This window comes from Crocosphaera sp. UHCC 0190 (assembly GCF_034932065.1).
GTDB lineage: Bacteria > Cyanobacteriota > Cyanobacteriia > Cyanobacteriales > Microcystaceae > UHCC-0190.
Genome location: NZ_JAYGHP010000004.1, coordinates 254,310 through 276,720 on the forward strand (window position 1 = coordinate 254,310; position 22,411 = coordinate 276,720).

The following is a 22,411-nucleotide window of genomic DNA, read 5'->3' on the forward strand; positions in this document are numbered from 1 at the left end:
AATAATTGGTTAATTAGGGAATTTTTTTACCCTGTTATAGTCATAATAATATAAATTATCAACTTTAAAATGGGATAGGAGCAATCTGATAATAATTAGGATTAGTTTTATGAAGGCTAATAAAAAGACACTCAATGTCTCTCTTGCGAGCTATTAAGCAATCTTGACCAATGAGTAGATTTTTCTCAATAATAGGAGGAAGTAATGGATAAGCTTGTATGCTAATGATGCCAGGGCGATAAATCTCAAAATCGTGCCGATTGATAACTTGATTTTCTAATTTATCAACAATTGTGGCGTTTTGCTGATAGTTACATAAATCTGCAATAACGATCAAACTGCCTGATGGTACCTGATTAATTAAGAAATTAAAATTGTCTTGAACAGTGGATAAATTGTAAATTTCATTAAGGCAATTTTGAAAAATAAATATTTTGCTTTCGCTGATTTTTTTATTTAACGCATACAAACAGTTAGATTTACATAAATCAAGTTGATCACTATGAAATTCTAATTGCCCTTGCCATATTTGAGGTATAACAAATTTTTCTGTAACTGCTCTACTCAAACTCCATTCATCTGAAGCAATATCATATACATTAGCAACCAATTTTTTAACGCCTTGATAATAGATTGACAATAGCTTAGCTAATCCTACTATTTCTGGACAAGGGCCAGCACCAAAAAAACAGATTTGTAAAACTGTATCCATTAAGTTTCCTAATACATTCTGGTTATGTAAAATATTGAAAATCTGCAAAGTCATATAAGCATAATGTGGATAATATCTGATTAAATAAGCAGCTTGAATCGAAGAATCAGAATACTCAACTTTTACTCGATCAAAGCGATAAGATTTCCATAGTTTTTTGGCAGGTTCTTGTAGTGATTGCAAATAATATTCAAATGTTCTATGGACATTTTGATCGTAGAAGTTACCTGAATTCTGTAGTCCTTCAATTATATAATCATATAATGTCATTAATTTTTTTAGCCTTTAATTGGTAGTAACTTTTTCTATCAACTACCAGTTTAAAGCTCTTAATGACTTTTAATTTCAGTATTTTTAGTAAAATAAATACATTAGCTAAAAGCTTCTCTCAGTAATGATACTGATGATCAGTTAATAATTCTAAATGTTAAATTAATTCTTGGTTTAACAGCTTGTTGAGTTTTAGGGATTTGATGTAACCAATGATGCTGAATTTCTCCTTTCATCAGCAAAAAACTTCCATGGGGTAATTCAATATCAACTTTTCGCTCAGGTATATTTTTATGTTTTAAGCAAAAGCGACGAGTACCACCAAAACTAACCGACCCAATAATGGGATTTATTCCTAGTTCTGGTTCATCATCACTATGCCATGATACGCTATCTTTTCCACTGCGATAAAAATTAAGTAAAACACTATTAAATTTTACATTAGCAACCTCTTCAATTCTCGATTTAATCTTTTTCAGTGTTGGAGTCCAAGGAGAGGGATGTTGTTCTATTCCTGAATAGATATAAGATTTTCCTTCATCTCCATACCAAGCTGTTAATCTTGGTAAATCTATAGATTTACCATAAAGTTTAATATGGTCTTGTCTCCAATTTATACTATTTTCTAACTCGCAAAAGAATTGATCACTTTCTTCAATCGTAAAAAAAGTACGATAAAAAATAGCTTCACCATCAAGGTTAATGACTATTTTTGCTTGACAGGATTCTTGCTCTCCAAACAAGTTTAGTTGCTGTTGATACATAACGTTAATTCAAATTAAAGAAATTTTTAGGATTTTCGATTTGAGTAATAAGTGGTAAAAGTGTACTCTGATATTATACCAAACTACAAGTGATTTTTTCAATGAGAAAATGAGGTTTTGAGACTTTTACTTGTGGCGAGTTTTCGACAAATTGCCTTATGTCGAACTCAGATTATAAAGTAAATGTTAAGGTGGCTGCAGGTTTTCTTGATGGTGGGTTACGGTGGATAATTAATTAACAACTTAGCTGCATAGGATATCCCCACCTAACCCACCCTACTCATCTAAATATGATTCCTAGACTTTCGCCCCAAATAACTATTAATCAAAATATTGCTGATTTTTTGAGCCGTTTACAAGATACTCCATTTTCTGGGGATATTAAAGGTGATTTTGCTAATCGTTTAATTGCTTCAACTGATAACAGTATTTATCAAATTTTACCCCAAGCAGTTGTATTTCCTCACAAGGCACAAGATGTGATAGAAATTTTTAAATTAGCCAATCAATCTCAATTTGAGTCTATTACTTTTTCTCCCAGAGGAGGGGGAACTGGAACGAATGGACAGTCACTTTCTCCTAGTATAATTATAGACTGTTCTAAATATATGAATCAGGTTTTAGAAATTAATTTAGAAGAACAATGGGTAAGAGTTCAACCAGGAATAATATTAGACCAATTAAACCAAATTTTAGCCCCTCACGGATTCTTTTTTGCTCCTTCCCTTGCTCCTAGTAATCGCGCTACCATTGGGGGAATGATTAATACAGATGCAGCAGGGAAAGGTTCACGTATTTATGGCAGAACGAGCGATCATATTTTAGCCTTAACTTGGGTTTTATCTGATGGCACTGTTGGGAGTTCTTCTCAAGTTAATCAAAAAAATTTAGAACAATTAAAACAACAGTCAGGACGGTTAGGTAATGTTTATCAAAAAGTTGATCAAATTGTTAGTGATAAAGCTGATTTAATTCAAGATATCTTTCCTAAATTAACCAGATTTATGACAGGCTATAACTTAGCTAAAGTTTATGATAATACTAGAAAATATTTTGATATAAATCGAATTTTAGCTGGTTCAGAAGGCACATTAGCTGTGATTACAGAAGCAAAATTAAAACTAACGAAAATCCCGAAAGCTACTCAATTATTAGCCATTCATTATCAAAGTTTTGATGATGCTTTAAATGATGCAGATATTTTGCTCAAATTTAATCCATCTGCCATAGAGACTATTGATGAAACCATTTTAGAATTAGCCAAGCAAGATAGTATATTTCAAGAGGTAAAAGACTTTGTCAAAGAAGCAAAAGCTATTAATCTAGTCGAATTTATTAGTGAAACTCAAGATATCATAAACCAGGAAACTGCTCCATTAATTAAACAATTAAATCAAGCAAATAAACCAGGTATTATGGGTTATTATTTAACCGATAAATCACTAGAAATCAAACAATTATGGATGTTAAGAAAAAAAGGATCTGCTTTATTAGGAAGTATGCCAGGCGATCGCAAACCCATTCCTTTTATTGAAGATACCGCCGTTCCCCCTTCAAGTTTAGCTAATTATACTCGTGAATTTAAAGAATTATTGAACAGTTATCAGCTTAATTATGCTATGTTTGGTCATGTCGATGTCGGGTGTCTTCATGTGCGTCCTGCTTTAGATATGAAGTCTCCTGATGATGAAAAATTAATTAGAGAAATATCGGATAAAGTTGTTAATTTAGTCCGAAAATATGGGGGTATAATGTGGGGAGAACATGGGAAAGGTTTCCGCAGTGAATATACAGCTTTATTTTTTGGGAAAGAACTTTATCAAGACTTACGAAAAATCAAGTCAGCATTTGATCCTAAGAATAAATTAAACCCAGGTAAAATCGTCACTCCTTATGAAAGTTCAGAAGAAATTGTCAGCATAGAATCAACCTTAAGGGGACACTTTGATCGTCAAGTATCTCAACAGTTAAGAAACGACTATGAAGCGGCCTTTAATTGTAATGGCAATGGGGCTTGTTTTAACTTTAATCCTGATGAAATTATCTGTCCTTCTGCCAAACAAACCCGCGAGCGTATTCATTCCCCAAAAGGTAGGGCAATGTTATTAAGAGAATGGTTAAGATTACTCTCAAAAACTGAACCTGTAGAGACGTTTCATGAAACGTCTCTACTACCCAAAAAACTTTGGCATACCCTAGAAAAATGGGGAGGAATAGAAGATTATTCCCATGATGTTTATGACGCAATGGAAGGATGTCTTGCTTGTAAAGCTTGTGTCAGTGAATGTCCTATTCATGTTGATATTCCTGCCCTTAAATCTCAATTTTTAAACCGTTATCATAGTCGTTATTTACGTCCCTTAAGAGACTATTTCATGGGGAATATAGAAACCTTAGCTTATTATCAATCTTTTGCTCCTAACTTTGTCAATTATTTTCTGCAAAATCCAGTAATATTGTGGTTAATAAAGCAAAGTTTAGGTATGGTTAACCCTCCCTTAATAAGTGTCAAGACGGTAAGACAAGAATTATCCCTAAAAAAAGCTCCTCAATTTAGTCTAAAAACTCTTGAAGACTTATCAATACAAGAGCAAAAAAATACAGTTATTTTAATTCAAGATGCTTTGACCAGTTTTTATGAATCAGAGTTAGTTATTGATATTTATAACTTTTTAGATAAATTAGGATACAATGTTTATGTTGTTCCCTTTTTTATCAATGGCAAACCGTTACATTTGAAAGGATTTTTAGCAAAATTTCAGTCAATTGTTAATCAAAATACTGAAAATTTAAAATATTTAACTCAGTTGAATATTCCAATTATTGGAATCGAACCCAGTATGACACTAACTTATCGAGATGAAGGGGAAAAAATTACTGAAACAAAAAATATTCTTAACCGAGTGCAACTAATTCAAGAATTCATCATAAATCAGGATAAACCCCTACCGAAAATTAAGACATCACAGTCTTATTATTTATTAGGACATTGCCATGAAAAGACCCTTGCTTTCAATTCACAAAAACAATGGCAAACTATCTTTAATAGGATGGGAATTAACTTAAATTTAGTTTCTGTGGGTTGTTGTGGAATGGCCGGAATGTATGGTTATGAAGTTGAACATTACAAGAATTCTCAAGCAATATATCAGAGCAGTTGGCAACAACATTTACCCGAAAAGATTGAAGATAGGCCCTATTATTTAGCAACCGGATATTCCTGTCGTTCTCAAGTGCAAAGATTTTCAGGATGGACACCAAACCATCCCCTTCAAACCTTGAATCAATTTTGAATATCAATTTCTATCACCAAAAATAATTCTTCCCAGACGTATCATTGTTGCCCCCTTTTGTATAGCGAGTAAATAATCATTAGACATTCCCATGGATAAATGTTCTAATTTTAACGAAGATTTTTCTGTAATAGTTTTCGCCAGTTCTCTTGTTTTGCCAAAGGTTTCTAAACAGTCTTTTTCTGATAAACCCAAAGGTAAAATCGTCATCAAACCTTCAATTTTCAGGTGTTGCAGAGCTTCTAACTTCGGCAAATCTTCCCAAAGTTCTGTAACCTGCCACCCATATTTATTCGGGTCAGGTAAAATTTTAACTTGTAAACAAACTTGAGGATAAATAGAAGATTTGGCGGCTAACTCATCAAGACGCTGTGCCAAGTTAAGACTATCCACAGAATGAATCCAATGAAAATGTTCTAACACCTTTTTGGCTTTATTTGTTTGTAAATGACCAATAAAATGCCAACAAATATCATTGTATTCCTGTAACTGTGCCTGTTTTTCTAACCCTTCTTGAAGACGACTCTCAGCAAAATCCCGAATACCAGCATCATAAGCTTCTTTAATTGCCTCAACAGGCATCTGTTTGCTAACAGCAACAAGACGAACTGAGGCCGGAATTTGAGGGTGAATGTGGTCAAGGTTTTGGGAAATCGTCATAAAACTTAGGGGAAACTCTGCTTATACATATCGTAGAAATCTTTATAATCTTGGGTTGTCCCTAGACGGCGCAGATTACGCAACCTCTTTTCTACTAATAGCCTAGCATCAGAGCGACTAATTGGTTCTAACGATGTATTCTGTTGTGTTGTTGTGACAATAAAAAATAACCGTTGAGCATACAGTGTCGTAAACAATTCTTGGTTATCATCAAGTACACACACACGATAGAGGAGTCCGAAGGTAGGATGATTAAAATAAATTTCGTTGCTCATTCTGTGCAGTAGACATTTTGGGACATTATAAAACCCATAGGTATAATTATCCTATGGGTTGTTGGTTGACTTTATGTTAACTCATTAACTAGCTTGTCAAATAAAAGTCTAGCTTGGTACGCTGCTACCTTCATTCTCACGAGTTTGATGAGGGTAAAAAACAGAAGCTAAAAACCCACTCAAATCTGCTCATTTTCAACCTTTGGGTTTCTTCATAGAGTGCGTCACTAATGTCCTCAGAATAGGGAACCTCTGTCTTTATCCACTGATAATCCCACATTCCCTCTACAAAAAATTGCCAATTCCTGTTATTGTCCATGGGTTTCCAGCGCACTGCACCTTCTCCTGTTCCCCGTCTCGCATTCGGTAAAATTTCCTGTCAAAATCGGTTCTGCTTCATTGGTTCCCACTCTTATCACGGGAATGCCAATAATATTATCCATGTTTATTTGTTATTTTTTAGAATTTTTTCTATTATTTCAAAAACTTCTCGAAATGCGCTAAATTCAAAATCATTAAATCCTTCTTCGTTGTTGTATATGTAGGTTGCAAAGTCATCTTTTGACAATGCTACATTATTATTTTCAGAATCAAAAACTTTATCATCTATTATTTTTATTTGCTCAGATTTGAATTTATTTATTTCAGTAGTATTTAAGTTGATATCATCTAAATGCTTACCACTTTCTTTATGAAATTCGTTGCTGAGAAAAAGTCTTCTATTGTCTTTGTCTTTGCGTTTAATTTCTAAATCTTGATAATAATGTTCAATACAAATCTCTTGTATATTTGCACGATGGTTAGGGATAGGTAACGCAAATGAATAGACTCCATTTCCCCAATTTTTGAACCCGTTAGAGTCATCATGAACTTGCTTGGTTATTTTTTGTTCATCTCGATCAAAAATTGCAATTATAGGAATATGTTCCTTTTTCTTACAATACTGTTTACATACCTCAAGAAGTTGACTACTACATTGTTTTTCAGAAGGTAAATCATCTTTAAAATCCAATTCAAAAGGATAAACGTTACCCTGTTTTTGTAACCATCTAAAAGCTGCTTTTAAATGTTTAATATCTGTTTTTCCTTCAGTCCAAATACTTGCTTGAAGTAAGTTACTTTCTGAATTAACATTGGAAGGACTATATTGCTCAATAATAGATTTTACTTCATATTCAAATGCTTTTGTTTTTTTATAATAGTCAAAGGATGTTTTAAACTCTGAGAATCTTTCAATTGTAATTTCTTGTCCTTGAGGCATTTCAATTACTTTAAAATCTTTTCCTTGATATTCATTTTCCATCCCTAAAATAAATAAAGGTGAATGAGTAGTAACAATAAATTGTACTTTAGGGAATAATTTAATTAGTTTAGGCAAAATTTCATACTGTAAATCAGAATGTAGATGAACATCAATTTCATCAATGATAACAATTCCTTCTATTTGATCAAGTTGAATACTTTTATTAATATCTCCTTTATCTGCATAGCGAATAATCGTTGCAAAAAGATTGAATAAAATAGATTGACCAGAAGATAAGTTATCTAAACTTGGAATAAATATTTTATCTTGTTTGGTAAGACATAAACGATAAGGTGAAATTTGTCTATAGTTAACTGCTAATTTAAGAGAGTTATCTTGAAAAATTGATTGTAGAATTTTCTCTATATTTAAGCGACTTTGTGTGAGCAAATTTTTATCATTTAATATTTTTTCTGACGCATTTTTAATTAAATTTGAAGATGATTGAAAGTCTCTAGCTATAAGTAGCTGATATGTTGGAATATCTATCATTGAATCTAAAAAAACATCAAGTATCCATGACTTATTATCTTCTATACTACTTTCTATATAAATAGGTTTATTAAGTACCCCAGAATGTTTAAGATCTAATTTAAAAGAAGGAGATTGATTAATTCCTTGACGGTTTAACCAATGGGGACACTCATTACGGTTAGGTGGAAAGTAACAAAAAACATTTTTATCAAAACAAGTCTCAAAAACTTGTTTATTTTGAGGATTGATAATTTTTTGATTTCCGTGTATATCCCATAATTCAATTTTTTCAAAACGATTTTTTCTTTTCTCTATGTATAAACTAGGATCTATATTTCCTGATTTATCAAGATAACAATATGTTTCTTTATTACTTATAAATTCAAGTAACCCAATACTAAATTCTGAACCAATTTTTTGATTTATTACTCCACAAATTTTAAAATAAGGAGAATCAGTAACAGATTGTCCAGGAACAATATCAGTATAAGCTGTCTTAGCAAATTCAATTAAAGCATCAGCTATATAAGACAATAAAATGCTTTTACCTGAACCATTAACCCCAACAATAATAACAGGTTGTGGTGTCCCATCATCATTAAAAGGTAAGGTTACATCCAAAAAGTCAATAGATGCGACATTTTCTAGCAAAATCTCTTTTAGATACATTATAATATAACCTGATTAAACTCTCAAAAATTGACCTATTATTATCATAATATAGCTCTTTTTCTAAATTACGGGATTAATCAAAATCTATCTTTTAGTAACATTGAGAATAGTTAACCCAATAATCTCATCTCCTTGATAACGAATAATAATATCATCATCAGTTAATTCACTATCATCAGCAGACAAAGCAGGTTGATGAAAATTAATATAAAGCACATCTGCTTCTGCATCATAAGCTGTCCAGAAATCTTGTTTAGGAAGATAACTAACAACTTTAGCAAGCTGTAGATAAGATTGTAGATCAATACTGGTTACGGCCATAATTGTGTTCTCTTTGCTAATGAACGAAGACGACGGGTTAAATAAGCAGTAATAATAAATCCATCATTTAATAATTCTCGATAAACAACAACTAGATATTTACCTATAATTATTTCTTTGATGGCTAACAATTCATTCTGATTACCTTCTAATATTTTATCAGGGTTTTCAATTGTTGTTAAAACTTCCAATTTATAACTAATTAATTCACTATGGTTATTGGTAATATGTTTCCATCTTTCCTCTGTTAAACGAATTAAAATTCTGTTTTTAGAAATGGCATTGATAGTCATATAATCATTCTCTATTAGACTAGGAGTATTGAAAATAGCAATACTCCTAAGACTATCAATCTTATTCCACTGTAACACTCTTAGCTAAATTACGCGGTTGATCCACGTCTAACCCGCGTCTGGCAGCAATATGATAGGCTAATAATTGCAAGGGAATCACTGCAATAATAGGTGATAATAATTCATCTACATGGGGAACAAATAACAGATCATTAAACGTTGATCTTGCTTCCGTATCATCAATAGATGTTACCCCAATTAACCGCGCATCCCTTGCTTTTGCTTCTTGGGAATTGGATAATACTTTATCATGAACATTCCCAGGCATAGCGATCGCAACTACGGGAACTTTAGCATCTAATAAAGCAATAGGGCCATGTTTCATCTCTCCTGCGGGATAGCCTTCTGCATGAATATAACTGATTTCTTTTAATTTTAAAGCCCCTTCTAAGGCAATGGGAAAATTAATACCTCGTCCCAAAAAGATAAAGTCTTGCGTCTCAGCAAAATCATGGGCTAATTCTTCAATTTGTTCCCCTTGTTTTTCTAGAATTAATTCAATTTTGGCTGGTAATTCTCGTAACCCTTTAATTAACCCTTCCAGCTTATCTAACCCTAACTTACCTCGGCGATAAGCTAAATGCAAAGCTAAGAAATAAAAGCCCATTAATTGCGCTGTAAAACTCTTAGTTGCCGCGACTCCAATTTCGATCCCTGCTTGAGTATTAATAATTCGATCTACCATGTGAGCGAGGGTACTTTCGGGACGGTTGGTAATGCCTAAAATTCGGGCATCATGAGGAAATTTTAAGCCCATTCTTCGCTGTTTTTCCATCTCCAAAGCGGCCAAAGTATCGGCAGTTTCCCCTGACTGTGTTACCCCAATAGTTAAGGTATTTGCTAACATGGGTGCAGGAGAATAACGAAACTCTGAAGCATACTGTACCATCGTGGGAATTCCTGCTAATTGTTCTAGCAAATATTTCCCAACCATACTGGCATTCCAACTGGTACCACAGGCCACAATTTGAATATAATCTACATTCTCACAAATGTCTGCTGCTAACCCTAAATCAATGGGACTATTTTCACTCCCATCTTGAACATTCCAGCTAGGATTAAGATAGGTTTCTAGACAACTTCTGATCACCGAAGGTTGCTCATAAATTTCTTTGAGCATGAAGTGACGAAACCCTTGTTTCTCAACCGTCGTCAAATTCCAATCAAGGGTACGAGGCAGCTTTCTGAGACGTTTTAGGTTGAAATCGTAAACTTCTACCCCCAGGGCGGTTAAACGGGCAATTTCCCCATTCTCCAGGGATAAAACCGCAGGGGTATGAGGGACAACTGCTGTCACATCAGACGCACAGAAAAATTCCCCTTGGCCAAACCCAATAATTAACGGGGCCTGATTTCGTGCCACAATAATCTCATCAGGGTAGTCTGCACAAATAACGGCGATCGCAAAGGAACCATTAAGACGATGAATGGTCTTTTGTACTGCTTCTAGGAACCCTTCATAATCAAAGGTTTCAGGGAGATGTTGAGCGATTAAATGGGGAATAACTTCTGTATCGGTTTCTGAGGCAAATTCACACCCTTTACTGATTAATTCTTCCCGTAATTCTTGATGGTTTTCGATAATGCCATTTTGTACCACAGCCACCCGTTTGTTATTATCAGTGTGAGGATGGGCGTTATTTTCTTCGGGTTTTCCATGGGTGGCCCAACGAGTATGGCCGATACCCATTTGAGAGGGGTTGACTTCCCGTTCTAATTTTTCCTTTAAGTTATACAGTTTACCTTTGGCTCTGGTACAGTGTATATTACCTTCTAAAACGGTGGCAATACCCGCCGAATCATAGCCTCTGTATTCTAACCGTTCTAAACCCCCGATTAATACCTCGGTTGCTGTTTGAGTGCCAATATAACCAACGATTCCACACATAAGTTTAATTTAGAAATTTATAATTTTATTAATTATCAATGATTCGGTGAATCATGACCATGTATTTTAGAACATCGTAGGGGTCAACGGCCGTTGACCCCTACCTTAACCTATGAAGACGTAAACTATCAATTTTGGGTTTCATCGAACTTTTAACAGTTGCGATCGCTGAATTTTCAATAACCATAAAATTAATTATACTCACCTAACTTAAATAACACCAGCATTAATGACTGTAATAACCTTAGATAGTTGTTGTGGGTAGTGCATCGGCCTACAGTTCTTATCCAATTAATTATACTCACCTACTTAAATAACACGAGAATTAATAACGGTAATAACCCCTAGAATATTCCGTTTTTAAACAAATAATTGACAAAATAAGCGGGGGGGTACGATATTAGGGTTATTTGCCATAACATCAGGTCAATTCTAGTTTAAGGGTTATTTTGCTCTTAGATCCTGACTAATTTAACAATTTTATTTATTTCCTTTGAGGACTTGCATTGAATGAAAACTTTAACTAAACTTGCATTAGGTACTGTCGCCGCTTCTACTGGTTTGATGGTAGGTTACGCCCCTGCTCAAGCTGCTTTAATCGGTGATACTGTAATGGCAGAATATGTCTTAAATGGTAATTTATTTGCCAGTGGAACTGAGGTTGTCGTTGATCCAGGAATTGAGTTTGCTTTTCCCACTGGTAATGGTGGTAATATCAGTCTTGATGTTAAAAATGATTCTTTTGATATTGTTTTTGACTTGACTGGTTTTTCTGGAATTGGCTACTATCCTGAAGATCGGACATTTGATAGTGCGTTATGCCGTGCGAATAATGATTTAAAACCTAATTATACACTTAACCTTGGTAATGGCCCTACGACTGCTGGTAAGACAAACCTTCTTCCTAGTGAAACTGTGGAGTGCAATGTGGCCACTGAAACCATTAGATAACCTGAGTTCGGTGTTAGGAGTTCGGAGGTGGCGAAGTTATGATTTTTTCAAGGAGAGAATCAGGGTTATAGACTCCCACTTGTGGCGAGTTTTCCACAAATTACCTTATGTCGAACTCAGGTATTAGATAATACTTAGATTTTGCACCTCCAAATTTTATCCTAGCTTCTGCCTCTGATAATTAAGTATTTTTGTTCTGGTGCAAGATCTAAGTTAATTGCGAAATACATTAAAAAAGTTAAAGAAACCCGTCAAGGCCCCAATCGGACTAAAGACAGTAACTAAAGTATCTGAGACAGTTGTCAAAATATTGCGGTTAACCACCACTACGTCATTATTACGCAACGTGGGGTTATCCGTTTCCGTGATTCCTTGAGCAAAATCCACATCAATCTCCCGTTTTGTCACGCTTCCATTAGGATTCAGGCGAATTAGTTCAATGGTAGCCTCATTGGCCCTTCTGGTGTCAAAGCCCCCGGCCGCTAAAAGTCCTTGGTTTAAGGGGGTATTAGGGGGAATTTCCACGATTCCTGGTCTTCTTACCTCTCCGACTACATTAACTCGGATCACACCAGGGGAAAAACTAGCGGCCGCTAAGGGTTCAGATTCTTCCGTGGGAATATCTTGGGCCACCGGAATAACAATGGTATCCCCTTCTTGCAAAATAACGTCTTCTTCAATATTGCCCGTTTTCAGCAGATTCCATAAATTAACTGCAATCATTTGTTGGGAACCATCGCGGTTGAAACGACGAATTTCTACCTCACGGACATCCGCTAAGGGTTTAATTCCCCCCGCTAACTGAATGGCCGAGGTGAGTCTAGGGGGTTGTCTGCGGGTACTGTTACCTCCCGTATTACTGCCTCCCGTTTGGGGAACGACTCGGTAGGAACCCGGCCGGTAAACTTCCCCCACAATGGCCACGTTAATTTCTTGGTTTGCCGATAGGCCAAAATTAGCATCGGATAACAGTCGCGTTTGGGCCAAGTCAATGGTTGTTTGGGTAGGAATCATAATTCTATCCCCATCTCTTAAGGTGATATCTTGCTGTAGTTGTCCGTTTTTGAGCAAGTTCCACAAATTGAGGTTAAAAATCCGATTTTCTCCCTTAAATTGTCGCTGAATTTGTACTTTACCCAGATCGGCCACCGTCGTCAGTCCCCCTGCTTGTTGTATTAGTTGGGTAACACTGGGGAATTTTTGTCCGCCTTCAATGGGGAGAACATAAGAACCAGGACTATTGATTTCCCCGGCGATCGCTAATTTGAGGGGACGAGGAGCGGTTAAACTAACAGTAACGACCGGACGTTTGACATATTGGCCGTATTGTTGGGTTAATAAGTTAGTCAGTTGGGTTAAGGTTTGTCCTTCGACGGTAAAGGTTCCCATCAGTGGTAAGGAAAGGGTTCCATCCACTAAAACTTGGTATTCCCCACTAAATTCTTCAACAGGAAAAACGCTAATTTTAAGGCGATCGCCTGGCCCCAAAGTATATTCAGTTTCCGCAAACACCTCAGATGTCCCAAATCCTTGGTCTGGTAAGGGTTTTAAGGGGGGTATAGAATCTAAGGGGGAAGTTTGGCCCCAGACGGGAACCAACATCCAAGGTGATACTATCAACCCATTGAGACTCATCAAAGAACAAAGAATTCCTCGACACCATAAACGCTTTACAACCATTAGATTAAACCCTATCACCACACGATCAGCTAATGACTGATTATAACCATTACTTTTTGGGAATGGCCTAACCTCTACTTTGACTGCTCAGCAGTTTAAATGTAGAATAACTTAGACAAGAAGAAACGATTAAAAAGCAGGATTAATTGAGGTAATTCCCAGTAATAAACCAGGAATTAAAAAGAAAACACAAACGATATAAATAAAGGCTAGATATTTTCTTTCACTCGATATATTTGCTAAAGTTGTCGCTCCCAAAATGGGCAGATTTCTTAACCAAGGAATCCCATAAATAATGATCACACCAGTCACATTATACAGTAAATGTACCAGGGCAATTTCTAGGGCCGCAATCTGATTTTCTGTCACGGCAGTAGCCGCCAATAATGCAGTTATACAACTGCCAATATTAGCCCCTAAAGTAAAGGGATAAACTTGTTCTAAAGTGAGTAAATCTGTCCCCGCTAGAGGAACAATTAGACTGGTGGTGGTTGATGAAGATTGTACTAAAATTGTGACCAGGGTTCCAGCAAAAATTCCAGTCATTGGCCCTCGTCCCATAGCCATTTTTAAGATTACTTTTGCTTGTCCAACCATTAATAATTTAAGCAGTTTTCCGATATAAAAAATTGCAATAAATATTAAAACAATTCCGATACAAATCGATCCTGTTCCATCAAACGGTTTAGGAAATATTCTGGTAATTTTTTCAAAAATATTAACCAGAGGAAGGGTTATTATCTGAATAAAATTAAACTTGTCCAAGTTAATTGTTTCGCCACCAATAAAAAAATTAGATAAGAATAATGCTGTTTTTTCTAAAAAATGAGTTGTAATTTCTAAAGGTAAGAAAATAATTACACTAAGTAGGTTAAAAAAGTCATGAATAGTAGCAGCAGCAAAAGCTTTTTTAAATTCTTCTTTGCTATGAATATGACCTAAACTGACTAAAGTATTGGTGATAGTTGTCCCAATATTTGATCCCATAATCATCGGGACAGCAACCGTGACAGGTAGACCACCAGCCACTAAACCCACTATAATAGACGTAACCGTACTTGAAGATTGAATTAAGGCTGTGGCCATGGTTCCCACAATTAACGCCGCAAAGGGATTAGTCGCAAAGGCAAATAATTCTTTTGCTTGTTCCCCGGCTGTTGACTTAAATCCTAAACTAATTAAACTAACGGCTGTAATTAGTAAATAAACTAAAAAAAGAACCCCTAACCATGATAAAATGGATTGCAGTTTGCTAATTAATGTTTCTCTCTGTCTTTTATCAACTAATTCTAATTCACTCATAATAAACTGCTCTCAATTAGTAATTAATTTATTTGCTATTTCATGGTAACTTCATTTTGCATAAACAGGCTATTCATCTTAAATTCATTAAGAAAATTTGCCGACATAATGTAGCTGGCTAAACTATCAAAAATTTAATTCTTTATAATAGGTAAGACTATGGCTAAAAAACAAAAATTTCCTCACCTATTAGGCTCAAAATGGACAGCCAAACAAAAAACTTGGGGATGGCGACATTTTCAAGTTATTAATCGTAAAAATCAGGGACAATGGGTATTTGCTGAAATGATCGCATCTTGTGATTCTCAAGTGCGTTTTTGGATTAATGCTCAACAATTTAAAGACCGTTCTTTATGGCAACCTGGATGGCAAACCTTAGAAGAAATGAATGACCCTGAAGAAGAGTTAGAAATTCTTTGATCAGACAAATTTATAGTAGTAGGTTGATAAAATATTCTTCTATGTTTTATAATTATAGAAGTCTAATTAATCTTTAATTTGTCATGGTAACTGAGAAAAAAATCCCAGAAAACATCAATGATTTTCAAGCCAATTGGCAAGAAGAAGAAAACCTATTTCAATGGACAAAACAATGGTATCCTGTCGCTGTTGTTGAGTTCTTAGATGCTGCTCGTCCCCAGGGTATTCAATTATTAGGTAAATCCTTAGTAATTTGGTGCGATCAGACGGGAAAATGGCACTGTTTTGCTGATTTTTGTCCCCATAGAGGAGTTCCTTTGTCTGAAGGAAGAGTGGAAGCAGATGGGACATTATTATGTGCTTATCATGCTTGGCGTTTTAATGGTGAGGGTAAATGTGTTAAGATTCCTCAGTCATTTGACACAGAAAAAGAGTCCAAAAATTGTGCTAATTCTAATGCTTGTGTCGTCACTTATCCCACTCAACAAAAACAAGGATTATTGTGGGTTTGGCCAGAATCAGGAGAGCAAGCAATCTTAGAAAGTCAGTTAAGATTACCACGAATTATTCCTGAACTAGAAGAGAAATCTGAGGGCGTAGAAAAGAAATTTTGGAACATTAGAGATTTGCCCTATGGTTGGGATTATTTCCTCGAAAATGTCGCTGATCCCGCCCATGTTACTGTCTCTCATCATGGACTCATGGGCAGTCGCTATTCTGAGGGAAAATACTACGATATGATTCCCACCAAAAAGTTATCAACTCAAGAAGGTTTTGCCTTTGAAATTGTCCCAACTGCCTCAACCATTGAACAGGCAATTCATGATTTTCAACCCCCTTGTCACATGAGAATTGTGTCCACATTTAAAGATGGGGGAAAATTCATTTTAGCTTTGTATGTCATTCCCACTCGCCCTGGATGGTGTCGCCATATTGGTTGTCAAATTTTGGTTAAAAACGATCAAGGTAAATTGCCGAAAGGAATTGCTTTTTTTGCCTTACCAATGCCCATTTGGTTAGGACATATTTTAGCCTCTTTATTCTTACATCAAGACTTAGTTTTTCTACACTATCAAGAGAAGAATTTGGCCCAACAAAGTCACCAGAAATGGATTGAATCTGTTTATACACCTAATCCTCAAGATAAGATGGTGATTACCTTTCGTAAATGGTTAGAAAATAGAGCAGGTGGGGGCATTCCTTGGGAGGGAAATAGTCAACTTCCGACCGCAGAATTAGACAAACGAAAATTATTTGATGTCTGGGAAACTCATACGAAAGATTGTCAAGTTTGTCAAAAAGCTTTAAGCAATCTCAATCGTTTAATTTGGGGATTGTGGATAGGGGCGATCGCATCTCTTTGTTTAGGATTATTGCTTGATGCGCGTATTGTCGCTGTGGAAAAAACTTTCGCCCCTAGTGCTGCTTTTTTGTGGGGATTAGCCATAGCATTAATATTAGCAGGAGGGGGATATTTTCTGAAGAAACTAACCCGATTATTCTATGTTTATGAATTTGAACACGCTCATAATGATTAGAAGTTGATAAGTGGTAACTTCCTAACCACGAGAGACGAAATTATCTCTTAATGCTTCAAAATAAAGAGCCATGGGAAACTGATAATATTCTAAAATCAACCACACAATACAACCCAAATGAGCGAGAAAAGTAAAGCCAACCCAAAAGTAAGGAAACCAGCATAGGGGACTATCAGGTAAAGGGGGGAATAGATAAGCCCCTAAACCAACAATTGTTGTTGGTAAAATCACAAAAGCAAGGGCAAAAAAACGATATCCCCATTGTATTCTCTGAGAGGAGCGAATGCCTTGCCAACTTTCTCCCGTCCAATACCAAGTTAAAGGAACTTGACTATCCGCAATTGTAATCGCCTGTTTATCTAAATTAGCTGTAAAAATATGACGGCAAAAGTTACAAGCAAAAGCTTCCATTAAAGGTAAGGTAGCAATTTCACCATGACGACAAACAGGACAGTGATAAGCACCGTAATAGTTCAATGAAGTTCGAGATTGAGAGGAATGAGACATGAGTAAACTTGAAAAAATCTTAAGCCAGATTAGGAGGAATATTAGTTAATTTTGCAGGAATCGTCAACTTTAAGCGGCGTAATTGTTGCTGAATAATATTATGGAGTTTATCTCGCTGAATCTCGATTTGTTGTTCCTTATTACCAGGGGTTTCCCGAAAAATGATACTGTCAATATATTCGACCGAAAACAGTTGAAATAATAGATGAGTGACCGGAATAGAAATAATCCGAATGTCAGGATTAACAATGCCTTGAAAAGTTTCTGCATCCCTTCGCGTCGCAAACGCATAAATGACCCGTTTTTCCTCTTGGGGCTTTTTACGATTACTGAGGGTTGTCACTAACCAAGAGCGATTTTGCCCATGTAAAACATAATATTTACCATATTGCAGTTGACTCGCAAACAATTTGAGGGTGGGAGCGACTGCTTTTTCCATCACGGGGGAAGGAACACCGTGTTGAGGAGCTTCGTTAATGAGAATTTCTAATTGCTCGTCTAAATACATAGGGGACTTTCAAGAATATATAATTGTTTTGGGAGTTTAAGGAAGGGTGTTTCCTTTAGATACATTATCTGCAATCGTTTTGAGAATCAGGTTAACCATTTCCGGAAATTTTACTAATTCTTGCGCTAAGGTTATCTTTTCTTCAGGAGAGAGATTGCCAATCATTTTGAGGATTTCAGTCAGACTTGACTCTGATGGTAGCGTATCTTGGTTGACATCGATAACCAGGGTCATATTTTCTTCATGAAATAATGACTCTCCCAGTGATTCTGATTGATCTAAGCCAGGGATTTCTCCGTCAGACGCTTCAGGGGAGTCAATGTCAGAAAGTTTAAAGGTTTCAAAGACATTGGGTTCAACCTCAGGGGGACTTGATGACTCAGGGGGCTTCTCAACGACATTATCCAGTTCAGACAGCAAGGAAATCAAAGGTTCAGAAGAAGTTTCTGGTTCAACGGACAAGTGAGGGGGTAGGTTCAAGGCCTCTTCCCAGGGCAATTTTTCCACGGCTCTGGGATCAAAAGTCTGTTCTAAATTTACCTTACGACAAGCCATAAGAGGCGGCAAGCCCCGTAAATGCCAGCGATACATTTGGGCTAAATTTTCTTCATCTCCTTGCCATTGTAGGGCGATCGCATCTCGCACTTCTAGGGGAATTAACGCTCTTAGTTCTGAGAGAGACTTTTGTGTCCACTCATCTGGTTCAGTCGTCAGTTGACGATAATCTTCCTCGGTGGCTTGATTTCCTTGTTGTATTAAGTGAGCGATCGCCAAGGAAAAGGATTGAGAAACTGATCCTTGATGTTCTGGTTTTTCCCGACCTAATGCTTCTCCAATACACCGTTTTACGGCTGATTTCGCGGGGCGGTTTTGGTCTGGTGAAATCCATTCTAAGGAAATTTTTTCAAAAGAGCGCATTAATTTAATCGCAGTACGATAAAGTCTGATTAGTCTTTCTTCTGTCACAGGGGTTAACCCATTGACTTGATTGAAAACCAGATCGCTGTCACCTTTAATTTCTAGACCACTAAGTCCCAGTTTTTGAGCCTTTTTTAAGCCAATAATTAAGCCAGTGTATTCTGCTTCCTCTTTACTGGTAACAGAAATTAACTGACTGACGGTGTATCGCCTACCGTTGGGCATCAATAAGATGGCGGCCGCTGCTCCTTGACCTGAATTTCCCTGAGATGCCCCATCAAATAGCATGATCGGTGTATCCTTGGCGATAATAGGTTGGTTGGTATAGCTAGACATCGTAGGTTGCTCGAATGGGGATAGTGATGAGTTAACCAGGCATTCATGAAGTCAGTGGTTCGGCTGATCGCTCACCAACCAGTGAGAAGTAACAATTAGTTAATTGTTCGTATCCCAATTTTAATCGTTGACGACCATCCTAGGAGTTATTTATCTGATCAAGAAGGCTTTGGGAGGAAAAAAACCACAAAAAACTCCCTCAAATTGATTGGAGTGAACTTGAGGGAGTTTCATGATAATGATTAGTTTATTCTTCTTGCCAATGGGATCTGATAGAGAGTTTAGGCATATTTTGACGGTCAGAACGAGGCCGAGTTGGGGCAAATTGTCGGTCAGTCTCCTGTCGTCGGCGATGATTGGGGCGTGAGTTTTGATTAGTGGAACCTTCGTAAACATCGAGGCAAAGAGATTGACCCGCCGCCATCGCTGCTTTGGTCAGGACTGTGCGAATGGATTGCAGGTTGCGTCCTCCTCTTCCATACACTCGCCCTTTGTCACTGTCTTCAAAGGCCAACCGAATCCAAATACGCTGATTATTGTTAACCTTTTCACAGTCAATGCTCAGGGCTTCTGAAGCTTCTAGTAAAGGTTTCACCAAAAACGCGAGCAGCCCTAAGTAGTCAGGGGTGGGGGAATTGTTTGGATTATTCCCATTCGTAGATTTAGGCATTAACTTGTTCAAATACGTTCGCTTTTTGGAGAATGCTCCGCACTGTGTCCGTGGGTTGCGCCCCCTGCTTCAGTCTGGTGACAATGGCTGGCACATTTAACCTGGTTTCATCGGTTCTGGGATTGTAAAAGCCTAATTCTTCCAGGGGACGACCGTCCCGACGGCTTAAACTATTGATGGCCACGATCCGATAACTGACTTCTCGCTTTTTGCCGTATCTTTTTAAGCGTAATTTAATCATTTGGGTTTGTCTGACTCCTTGTTCAACAGTCGCTAATGGTGATTAGATGTCGTTATAATCTCCATTGTGAACTTCTAATTCTACCATAAAATCTCTCGGTCTTGAGCCGAATCTTTAGCACTGTCTCTGACGTTTTCTCCTGGATTAACAGGGTTAAACTAATTAAACGGTAGTGATAATCTTACTCTTTCTTCTGGCTCAGGTTGTTCTTGACGAACATCAATGGCCGGTGAACCATCTCCCCCAAATAATCTTACTCTGGTTTGGGGTCGTCGTTGTTCTTCTATACCGACATTTAAGCGACCATTGTCTTCTATGACTCGGACATTCGTTCTTCTATGACGATCATTGGATAAGTCTACTCTGACCCCATCCCCTAGTTCAATGATCTGTGCTTTAACCGGAGAAACGGCTAACCACATTGAACTCCCTAAACAGCCAGCTGTGACAAGATTAATTATCCAAATTCCTTTCATGGGAAAGATTCTCCTAAAAGACAAAGAGTCAAACGGCCTACTTTCTAGTCTAAGGGGCTTGCTATCCTGATTACTTCCCCTAGATGGATGAGTCGTGATCCAGGTTTCATGAGATAAAAAAACTACACAGAAAAGCACTAACTAAGATATGATAGGTCTTGCAGCAGTTTAAGATTTTCTGAAATTTTCCCAGACTCATGAAGGACATCGCCCTAAGTCAACCTGTTCGGGATCTTAGAAGCGAGTCTATTTCTCAAGTTGATGGGATCAAAATACATTTGGCATGATATAACATTTTCAAATCTTGTCTGCTGTTAAGGATTAATCCAAATTCAGACTTTATGCCTCCCTAGAGAGGAAATTACCCATTGTTAGGAGAAATCATTGTGATGAAAACTGTCGTTCGTTTGCTGGCTGTTGCCCTCGTCATGATCAGTTCTTTCGGATTCATCGGACAAGCGATCGCTGCCAGCACCCTTAACCCCGTTGATGCGAAACTGACCACGGAATTTGGTCAATCTATTGACTTAAACAATAGCAATATTCGTGTTTTTCGTGAGCTACGGGGTTTTTATCCCAACTTAGCCAGCAAAATCATTCTAAATTCCCCCTATGACAAGGTGGAAGATGTCCTAGAAATTCCTGGACTCAGTGAACGTCAAAAACAACGTTTACAAGCCAATTTAGACAAGTTTGTTGTTACCCCTCCTGCCAGCGAACTCATTGAAGGCGATGATCGTCTCAATCCTGGTGTTTACTAACTATCCTCATTGATAGTTTTTTTCTGTGAACCCGCTTTTTAAAAGAGTGGGTTTTATTTTTTTGAGCAAAACTCGTTAAATTATAGACATAACTCTCTGAGACATCATTCATTTATGAGCAGCGAAACTGAGTATATTAAAGAAGCCGATGCCACTCGCGTAAGGGTTTTAAGTGAAGCCCTTCCCTACATTCAACAATTTGCTGAACGTACCGTTGTCATTAAATACGGAGGGGCTGCCATGAAAGATAGTTCCCTCAAAGATAAAGTAATCCGAGATATTATCTTTTTGGCCTGTGTTGGCGTTCGTCCTGTCATTGTTCATGGGGGTGGCCCAGAAATCAATAGTTGGCTCGATAAACTAGGCATTGAACCTCAGTTTAAGGATGGTTTACGGGTGACTGATGCACCGACAATGGACGTAGTGGAAATGGTGTTGGTGGGTCGCGTCAATAAATCATTAGTTTCTCTCATTAATCAAGCTGGGGGGCAGGGCGTTGGACTCTGTGGAAAAGATGGCAATTTAGTCAAAGCTCGCCGGGTTGATCAAGAGGGAATTGGCTTTGTGGGTGAAGTCAGTAAGGTCAATGCCAAAGTTGTTCACTGTTTAGTCAATAATGGCTATATTCCCGTTATTTCCAGTGTGGCCGCTGATGAAACGGGACAGGCTTATAATATTAACGCTGATACCTTTGCCGGGGAAATTGCCGCAGCCTTGGGGGCAGAAAAATTGATTCTATTGACAGATACTCCGGGAATTCTGGAAAATTATCACGATCCCTCCACTTTGTTGCCTAAATTAGATATTAAACAAGCTAGAGACTTAATCGGCCAAGGCATTGTGGCCGGGGGCATGATTCCTAAAGTGAATTGTTGTGTGCGATCGCTGGCTCAAGGGGTGCGGGCCGCTCATATTATTGATGGTCGCATTCCTCATTCTATCCTGCTGGAAATCTTTACCGATCAAGGGATTGGCTCAATGATCGTCGCCTCAGAATACCAAGCTTAAGGGTAGTCGGTTCGGCTGATGGCAGGGATGATTAGGTAGTAATTACCGTACTTCTAGGTCAAAAGACTTGCCAAAATCGAACCGATCAGGTAACAATAAGGAGATGAAGA

The 22,411-nt window shown here is 37.1% G+C and carries 22 protein-coding genes; 6 read left to right on the top strand and 16 right to left on the bottom strand.

Going from position 1 to position 22,411, the window contains the following annotated elements; genetic code table 11:
• Positions 1 to 64: 64 nt before the first annotated feature.
• Both VB715_RS08785 and VB715_RS08790 read right to left on the bottom strand, forming a co-directional pair.
• Positions 65 to 982: a hypothetical protein gene (locus tag VB715_RS08785; RefSeq protein WP_323300818.1), complete on the bottom strand. Its 918-nt coding sequence runs from the start codon at positions 980 to 982 to the stop codon at positions 65 to 67.
• 137 nt (positions 983 to 1,119) lie between these two features.
• The gene (locus VB715_RS08790) at positions 1,120 to 1,746 is read right to left on the bottom strand and encodes an alpha-ketoglutarate-dependent dioxygenase AlkB family protein (RefSeq protein WP_323300819.1); all 627 of its coding nucleotides are present in this window, start codon (positions 1,744 to 1,746) and stop codon (positions 1,120 to 1,122) included.
• 290 nt (positions 1,747 to 2,036) lie between these two features.
• Here VB715_RS08790 and VB715_RS08795 point away from each other — a divergent pair, with 290 nt between their 5' ends.
• Complete coding sequence (locus VB715_RS08795; protein ID WP_323300820.1) at positions 2,037 to 5,039, top strand: FAD-binding and (Fe-S)-binding domain-containing protein; 3,003 nt, start codon at positions 2,037 to 2,039, stop codon at positions 5,037 to 5,039.
• Positions 5,040 to 5,042: 3 nt separating this feature from the next.
• Here VB715_RS08795 and VB715_RS08800 read toward each other — a convergent pair whose 3' ends face one another.
• From VB715_RS08800 to glmS, 6 genes are all read right to left on the bottom strand, one after another.
• Positions 5,043 to 5,699: a YggS family pyridoxal phosphate-dependent enzyme gene (locus VB715_RS08800; RefSeq protein WP_323300821.1), complete on the bottom strand. Its 657-nt coding sequence runs from the start codon at positions 5,697 to 5,699 to the stop codon at positions 5,043 to 5,045.
• Between the two features lie 5 nt (positions 5,700 to 5,704).
• Entirely contained in the window at positions 5,705 to 5,974 is a 270-nt protein-coding gene (gene pipX / locus VB715_RS08805) for a transcriptional coactivator PipX (protein ID WP_323300822.1), read from the bottom strand.
• Positions 5,975 to 6,419: 445 nt separating this feature from the next.
• On the bottom strand, positions 6,420 to 8,420 hold the full coding sequence (locus VB715_RS08810; protein ID WP_323300823.1) for an AAA family ATPase: 2,001 nt from the start codon (positions 8,418 to 8,420) through the stop codon (positions 6,420 to 6,422).
• Between the two features lie 87 nt (positions 8,421 to 8,507).
• Positions 8,508 to 8,744 carry a DUF2283 domain-containing protein gene (locus VB715_RS08815; RefSeq protein ID WP_323300824.1) on the bottom strand — a complete coding sequence of 79 codons (237 nt, stop codon included), beginning with the start codon at positions 8,742 to 8,744 and terminating at the stop codon, positions 8,508 to 8,510.
• On the bottom strand, positions 8,735 to 9,037 hold the full coding sequence (locus tag VB715_RS08820) for a hypothetical protein (protein WP_323300825.1): 303 nt from the start codon (positions 9,035 to 9,037) through the stop codon (positions 8,735 to 8,737). Before VB715_RS08820 ends, VB715_RS08815 begins: the two co-directional genes overlap by 10 nt.
• Positions 9,038 to 9,098: 61 nt before the next feature.
• Complete coding sequence (gene glmS / locus VB715_RS08825; RefSeq protein WP_323300826.1) at positions 9,099 to 10,985, bottom strand: glutamine--fructose-6-phosphate transaminase (isomerizing); 1,887 nt, start codon at positions 10,983 to 10,985, stop codon at positions 9,099 to 9,101.
• A gap of 510 nt (positions 10,986 to 11,495) precedes the next feature.
• On the opposite strand from glmS, the gene VB715_RS08830 reads away from it, so the two are divergent.
• Positions 11,496 to 11,936 (top strand): hypothetical protein, encoded by a 441-nt coding sequence (locus tag VB715_RS08830; RefSeq protein ID WP_323300827.1) that lies wholly within the window; start codon positions 11,496 to 11,498, stop codon positions 11,934 to 11,936.
• A gap of 213 nt (positions 11,937 to 12,149) precedes the next feature.
• Here VB715_RS08830 and VB715_RS08835 read toward each other — a convergent pair whose 3' ends face one another.
• Together VB715_RS08835 and VB715_RS08840 are read right to left on the bottom strand one after the other, a co-directional pair.
• The gene (locus VB715_RS08835; protein ID WP_323300828.1) at positions 12,150 to 13,616 is read right to left on the bottom strand and encodes a polysaccharide biosynthesis/export family protein; all 1,467 of its coding nucleotides are present in this window, start codon (positions 13,614 to 13,616) and stop codon (positions 12,150 to 12,152) included.
• Between the two features lie 129 nt (positions 13,617 to 13,745).
• The gene (locus VB715_RS08840; RefSeq protein ID WP_323300829.1) at positions 13,746 to 14,918 is read right to left on the bottom strand and encodes a Na/Pi symporter; all 1,173 of its coding nucleotides are present in this window, start codon (positions 14,916 to 14,918) and stop codon (positions 13,746 to 13,748) included.
• Between the two features lie 159 nt (positions 14,919 to 15,077).
• Here VB715_RS08840 and VB715_RS08845 point away from each other — a divergent pair, with 159 nt between their 5' ends.
• A complete protein-coding gene (locus VB715_RS08845) occupies positions 15,078 to 15,338 on the top strand; it encodes a TIGR02450 family Trp-rich protein (protein WP_323300830.1) in 261 nt (86 codons plus the stop codon).
• 83 nt (positions 15,339 to 15,421) lie between these two features.
• Positions 15,422 to 16,876, top strand: coding sequence for a Rieske 2Fe-2S domain-containing protein (locus VB715_RS08850; protein WP_323300831.1), 1,455 nt, complete (start codon positions 15,422 to 15,424; stop codon positions 16,874 to 16,876).
• 21 nt (positions 16,877 to 16,897) lie between these two features.
• Here the strand turns inward: VB715_RS08850 and VB715_RS08855 are convergent, their stop codons facing one another.
• The 6 genes from VB715_RS08855 to VB715_RS08880 all read right to left on the bottom strand — a co-directional run bounded on the left by VB715_RS08855 (position 16,898) and on the right by VB715_RS08880 (position 20,532).
• Positions 16,898 to 17,383, bottom strand: coding sequence for a hypothetical protein (locus VB715_RS08855; RefSeq protein WP_323300832.1), 486 nt, complete (start codon positions 17,381 to 17,383; stop codon positions 16,898 to 16,900).
• A 19-nt stretch (positions 17,384 to 17,402) separates the two neighbouring features.
• Positions 17,403 to 17,891 (bottom strand): hypothetical protein, encoded by a 489-nt coding sequence (locus tag VB715_RS08860; protein ID WP_323300833.1) that lies wholly within the window; start codon positions 17,889 to 17,891, stop codon positions 17,403 to 17,405.
• Positions 17,892 to 17,927: 36 nt separating this feature from the next.
• Entirely contained in the window at positions 17,928 to 19,145 is a 1,218-nt protein-coding gene (locus VB715_RS08865) for a ribonuclease HI family protein (protein WP_323300834.1), read from the bottom strand.
• Positions 19,146 to 19,392: 247 nt separating this feature from the next.
• On the bottom strand, positions 19,393 to 19,815 hold the full coding sequence (locus VB715_RS08870; RefSeq protein WP_323300835.1) for a KH domain-containing protein: 423 nt from the start codon (positions 19,813 to 19,815) through the stop codon (positions 19,393 to 19,395).
• Positions 19,808 to 20,056 (bottom strand): 30S ribosomal protein S16, encoded by a 249-nt coding sequence (rpsP, locus tag VB715_RS08875; RefSeq protein ID WP_323300836.1) that lies wholly within the window; start codon positions 20,054 to 20,056, stop codon positions 19,808 to 19,810. The genes VB715_RS08870 and rpsP overlap by 8 nt, the downstream gene beginning before the upstream one ends.
• A gap of 158 nt (positions 20,057 to 20,214) precedes the next feature.
• The gene (locus tag VB715_RS08880; RefSeq protein ID WP_323300837.1) at positions 20,215 to 20,532 is read right to left on the bottom strand and encodes a hypothetical protein; all 318 of its coding nucleotides are present in this window, start codon (positions 20,530 to 20,532) and stop codon (positions 20,215 to 20,217) included.
• Positions 20,533 to 20,921: 389 nt separating this feature from the next.
• On the opposite strand from VB715_RS08880, the gene psbU reads away from it, so the two are divergent.
• Both psbU and argB read left to right on the top strand, forming a co-directional pair.
• A complete protein-coding gene (gene psbU / locus VB715_RS08885; protein ID WP_323300838.1) occupies positions 20,922 to 21,293 on the top strand; it encodes a photosystem II complex extrinsic protein PsbU in 372 nt (123 codons plus the stop codon).
• Positions 21,294 to 21,407: 114 nt separating this feature from the next.
• Entirely contained in the window at positions 21,408 to 22,301 is an 894-nt protein-coding gene (argB, locus tag VB715_RS08890; protein WP_323300839.1) for an acetylglutamate kinase, read from the top strand.
• Positions 22,302 to 22,411 lie beyond the last annotated feature (110 nt).

Coding starts and splice junctions, on each gene's coding strand:
- VB715_RS08835 (WP_323300828.1), bottom strand. CDS start 13,616: ATGGTTGTAAAGCGTTTATGGTGTCGAGGAATTCTTTGTTCTTTGATG.
- glmS (WP_323300826.1), bottom strand. CDS start 10,985: ATGTGTGGAATCGTTGGTTATATTGGCACTCAAACAGCAACCGAGGTA.
- pipX (WP_323300822.1), bottom strand. CDS start 5,974: ATGAGCAACGAAATTTATTTTAATCATCCTACCTTCGGACTCCTCTAT.
- VB715_RS08880 (WP_323300837.1), bottom strand. CDS start 20,532: ATGAAAGGAATTTGGATAATTAATCTTGTCACAGCTGGCTGTTTAGGG.
- VB715_RS08830 (WP_323300827.1), top strand. CDS start 11,496: ATGAAAACTTTAACTAAACTTGCATTAGGTACTGTCGCCGCTTCTACT.
- argB (WP_323300839.1), top strand. CDS start 21,408: ATGAGCAGCGAAACTGAGTATATTAAAGAAGCCGATGCCACTCGCGTA.
- VB715_RS08810 (WP_323300823.1), bottom strand. CDS start 8,420: ATGTATCTAAAAGAGATTTTGCTAGAAAATGTCGCATCTATTGACTTT.
- VB715_RS08785 (WP_323300818.1), bottom strand. CDS start 982: ATGACATTATATGATTATATAATTGAAGGACTACAGAATTCAGGTAAC.
- VB715_RS08790 (WP_323300819.1), bottom strand. CDS start 1,746: ATGTATCAACAGCAACTAAACTTGTTTGGAGAGCAAGAATCCTGTCAA.
- VB715_RS08820 (WP_323300825.1), bottom strand. CDS start 9,037: ATGACTATCAATGCCATTTCTAAAAACAGAATTTTAATTCGTTTAACA.
- psbU (WP_323300838.1), top strand. CDS start 20,922: ATGAAAACTGTCGTTCGTTTGCTGGCTGTTGCCCTCGTCATGATCAGT.
- VB715_RS08855 (WP_323300832.1), bottom strand. CDS start 17,383: ATGTCTCATTCCTCTCAATCTCGAACTTCATTGAACTATTACGGTGCT.
- VB715_RS08865 (WP_323300834.1), bottom strand. CDS start 19,145: ATGTCTAGCTATACCAACCAACCTATTATCGCCAAGGATACACCGATC.
- VB715_RS08840 (WP_323300829.1), bottom strand. CDS start 14,918: ATGAGTGAATTAGAATTAGTTGATAAAAGACAGAGAGAAACATTAATT.
- VB715_RS08845 (WP_323300830.1), top strand. CDS start 15,078: ATGGCTAAAAAACAAAAATTTCCTCACCTATTAGGCTCAAAATGGACA.
- VB715_RS08815 (WP_323300824.1), bottom strand. CDS start 8,744: ATGGCCGTAACCAGTATTGATCTACAATCTTATCTACAGCTTGCTAAA.
- VB715_RS08870 (WP_323300835.1), bottom strand. CDS start 19,815: ATGCCTAAATCTACGAATGGGAATAATCCAAACAATTCCCCCACCCCT.
- VB715_RS08850 (WP_323300831.1), top strand. CDS start 15,422: ATGGTAACTGAGAAAAAAATCCCAGAAAACATCAATGATTTTCAAGCC.
- VB715_RS08860 (WP_323300833.1), bottom strand. CDS start 17,891: ATGTATTTAGACGAGCAATTAGAAATTCTCATTAACGAAGCTCCTCAA.
- VB715_RS08800 (WP_323300821.1), bottom strand. CDS start 5,699: ATGACGATTTCCCAAAACCTTGACCACATTCACCCTCAAATTCCGGCC.
- VB715_RS08795 (WP_323300820.1), top strand. CDS start 2,037: ATGATTCCTAGACTTTCGCCCCAAATAACTATTAATCAAAATATTGCT.
- rpsP (WP_323300836.1), bottom strand. CDS start 20,056: ATGATTAAATTACGCTTAAAAAGATACGGCAAAAAGCGAGAAGTCAGT.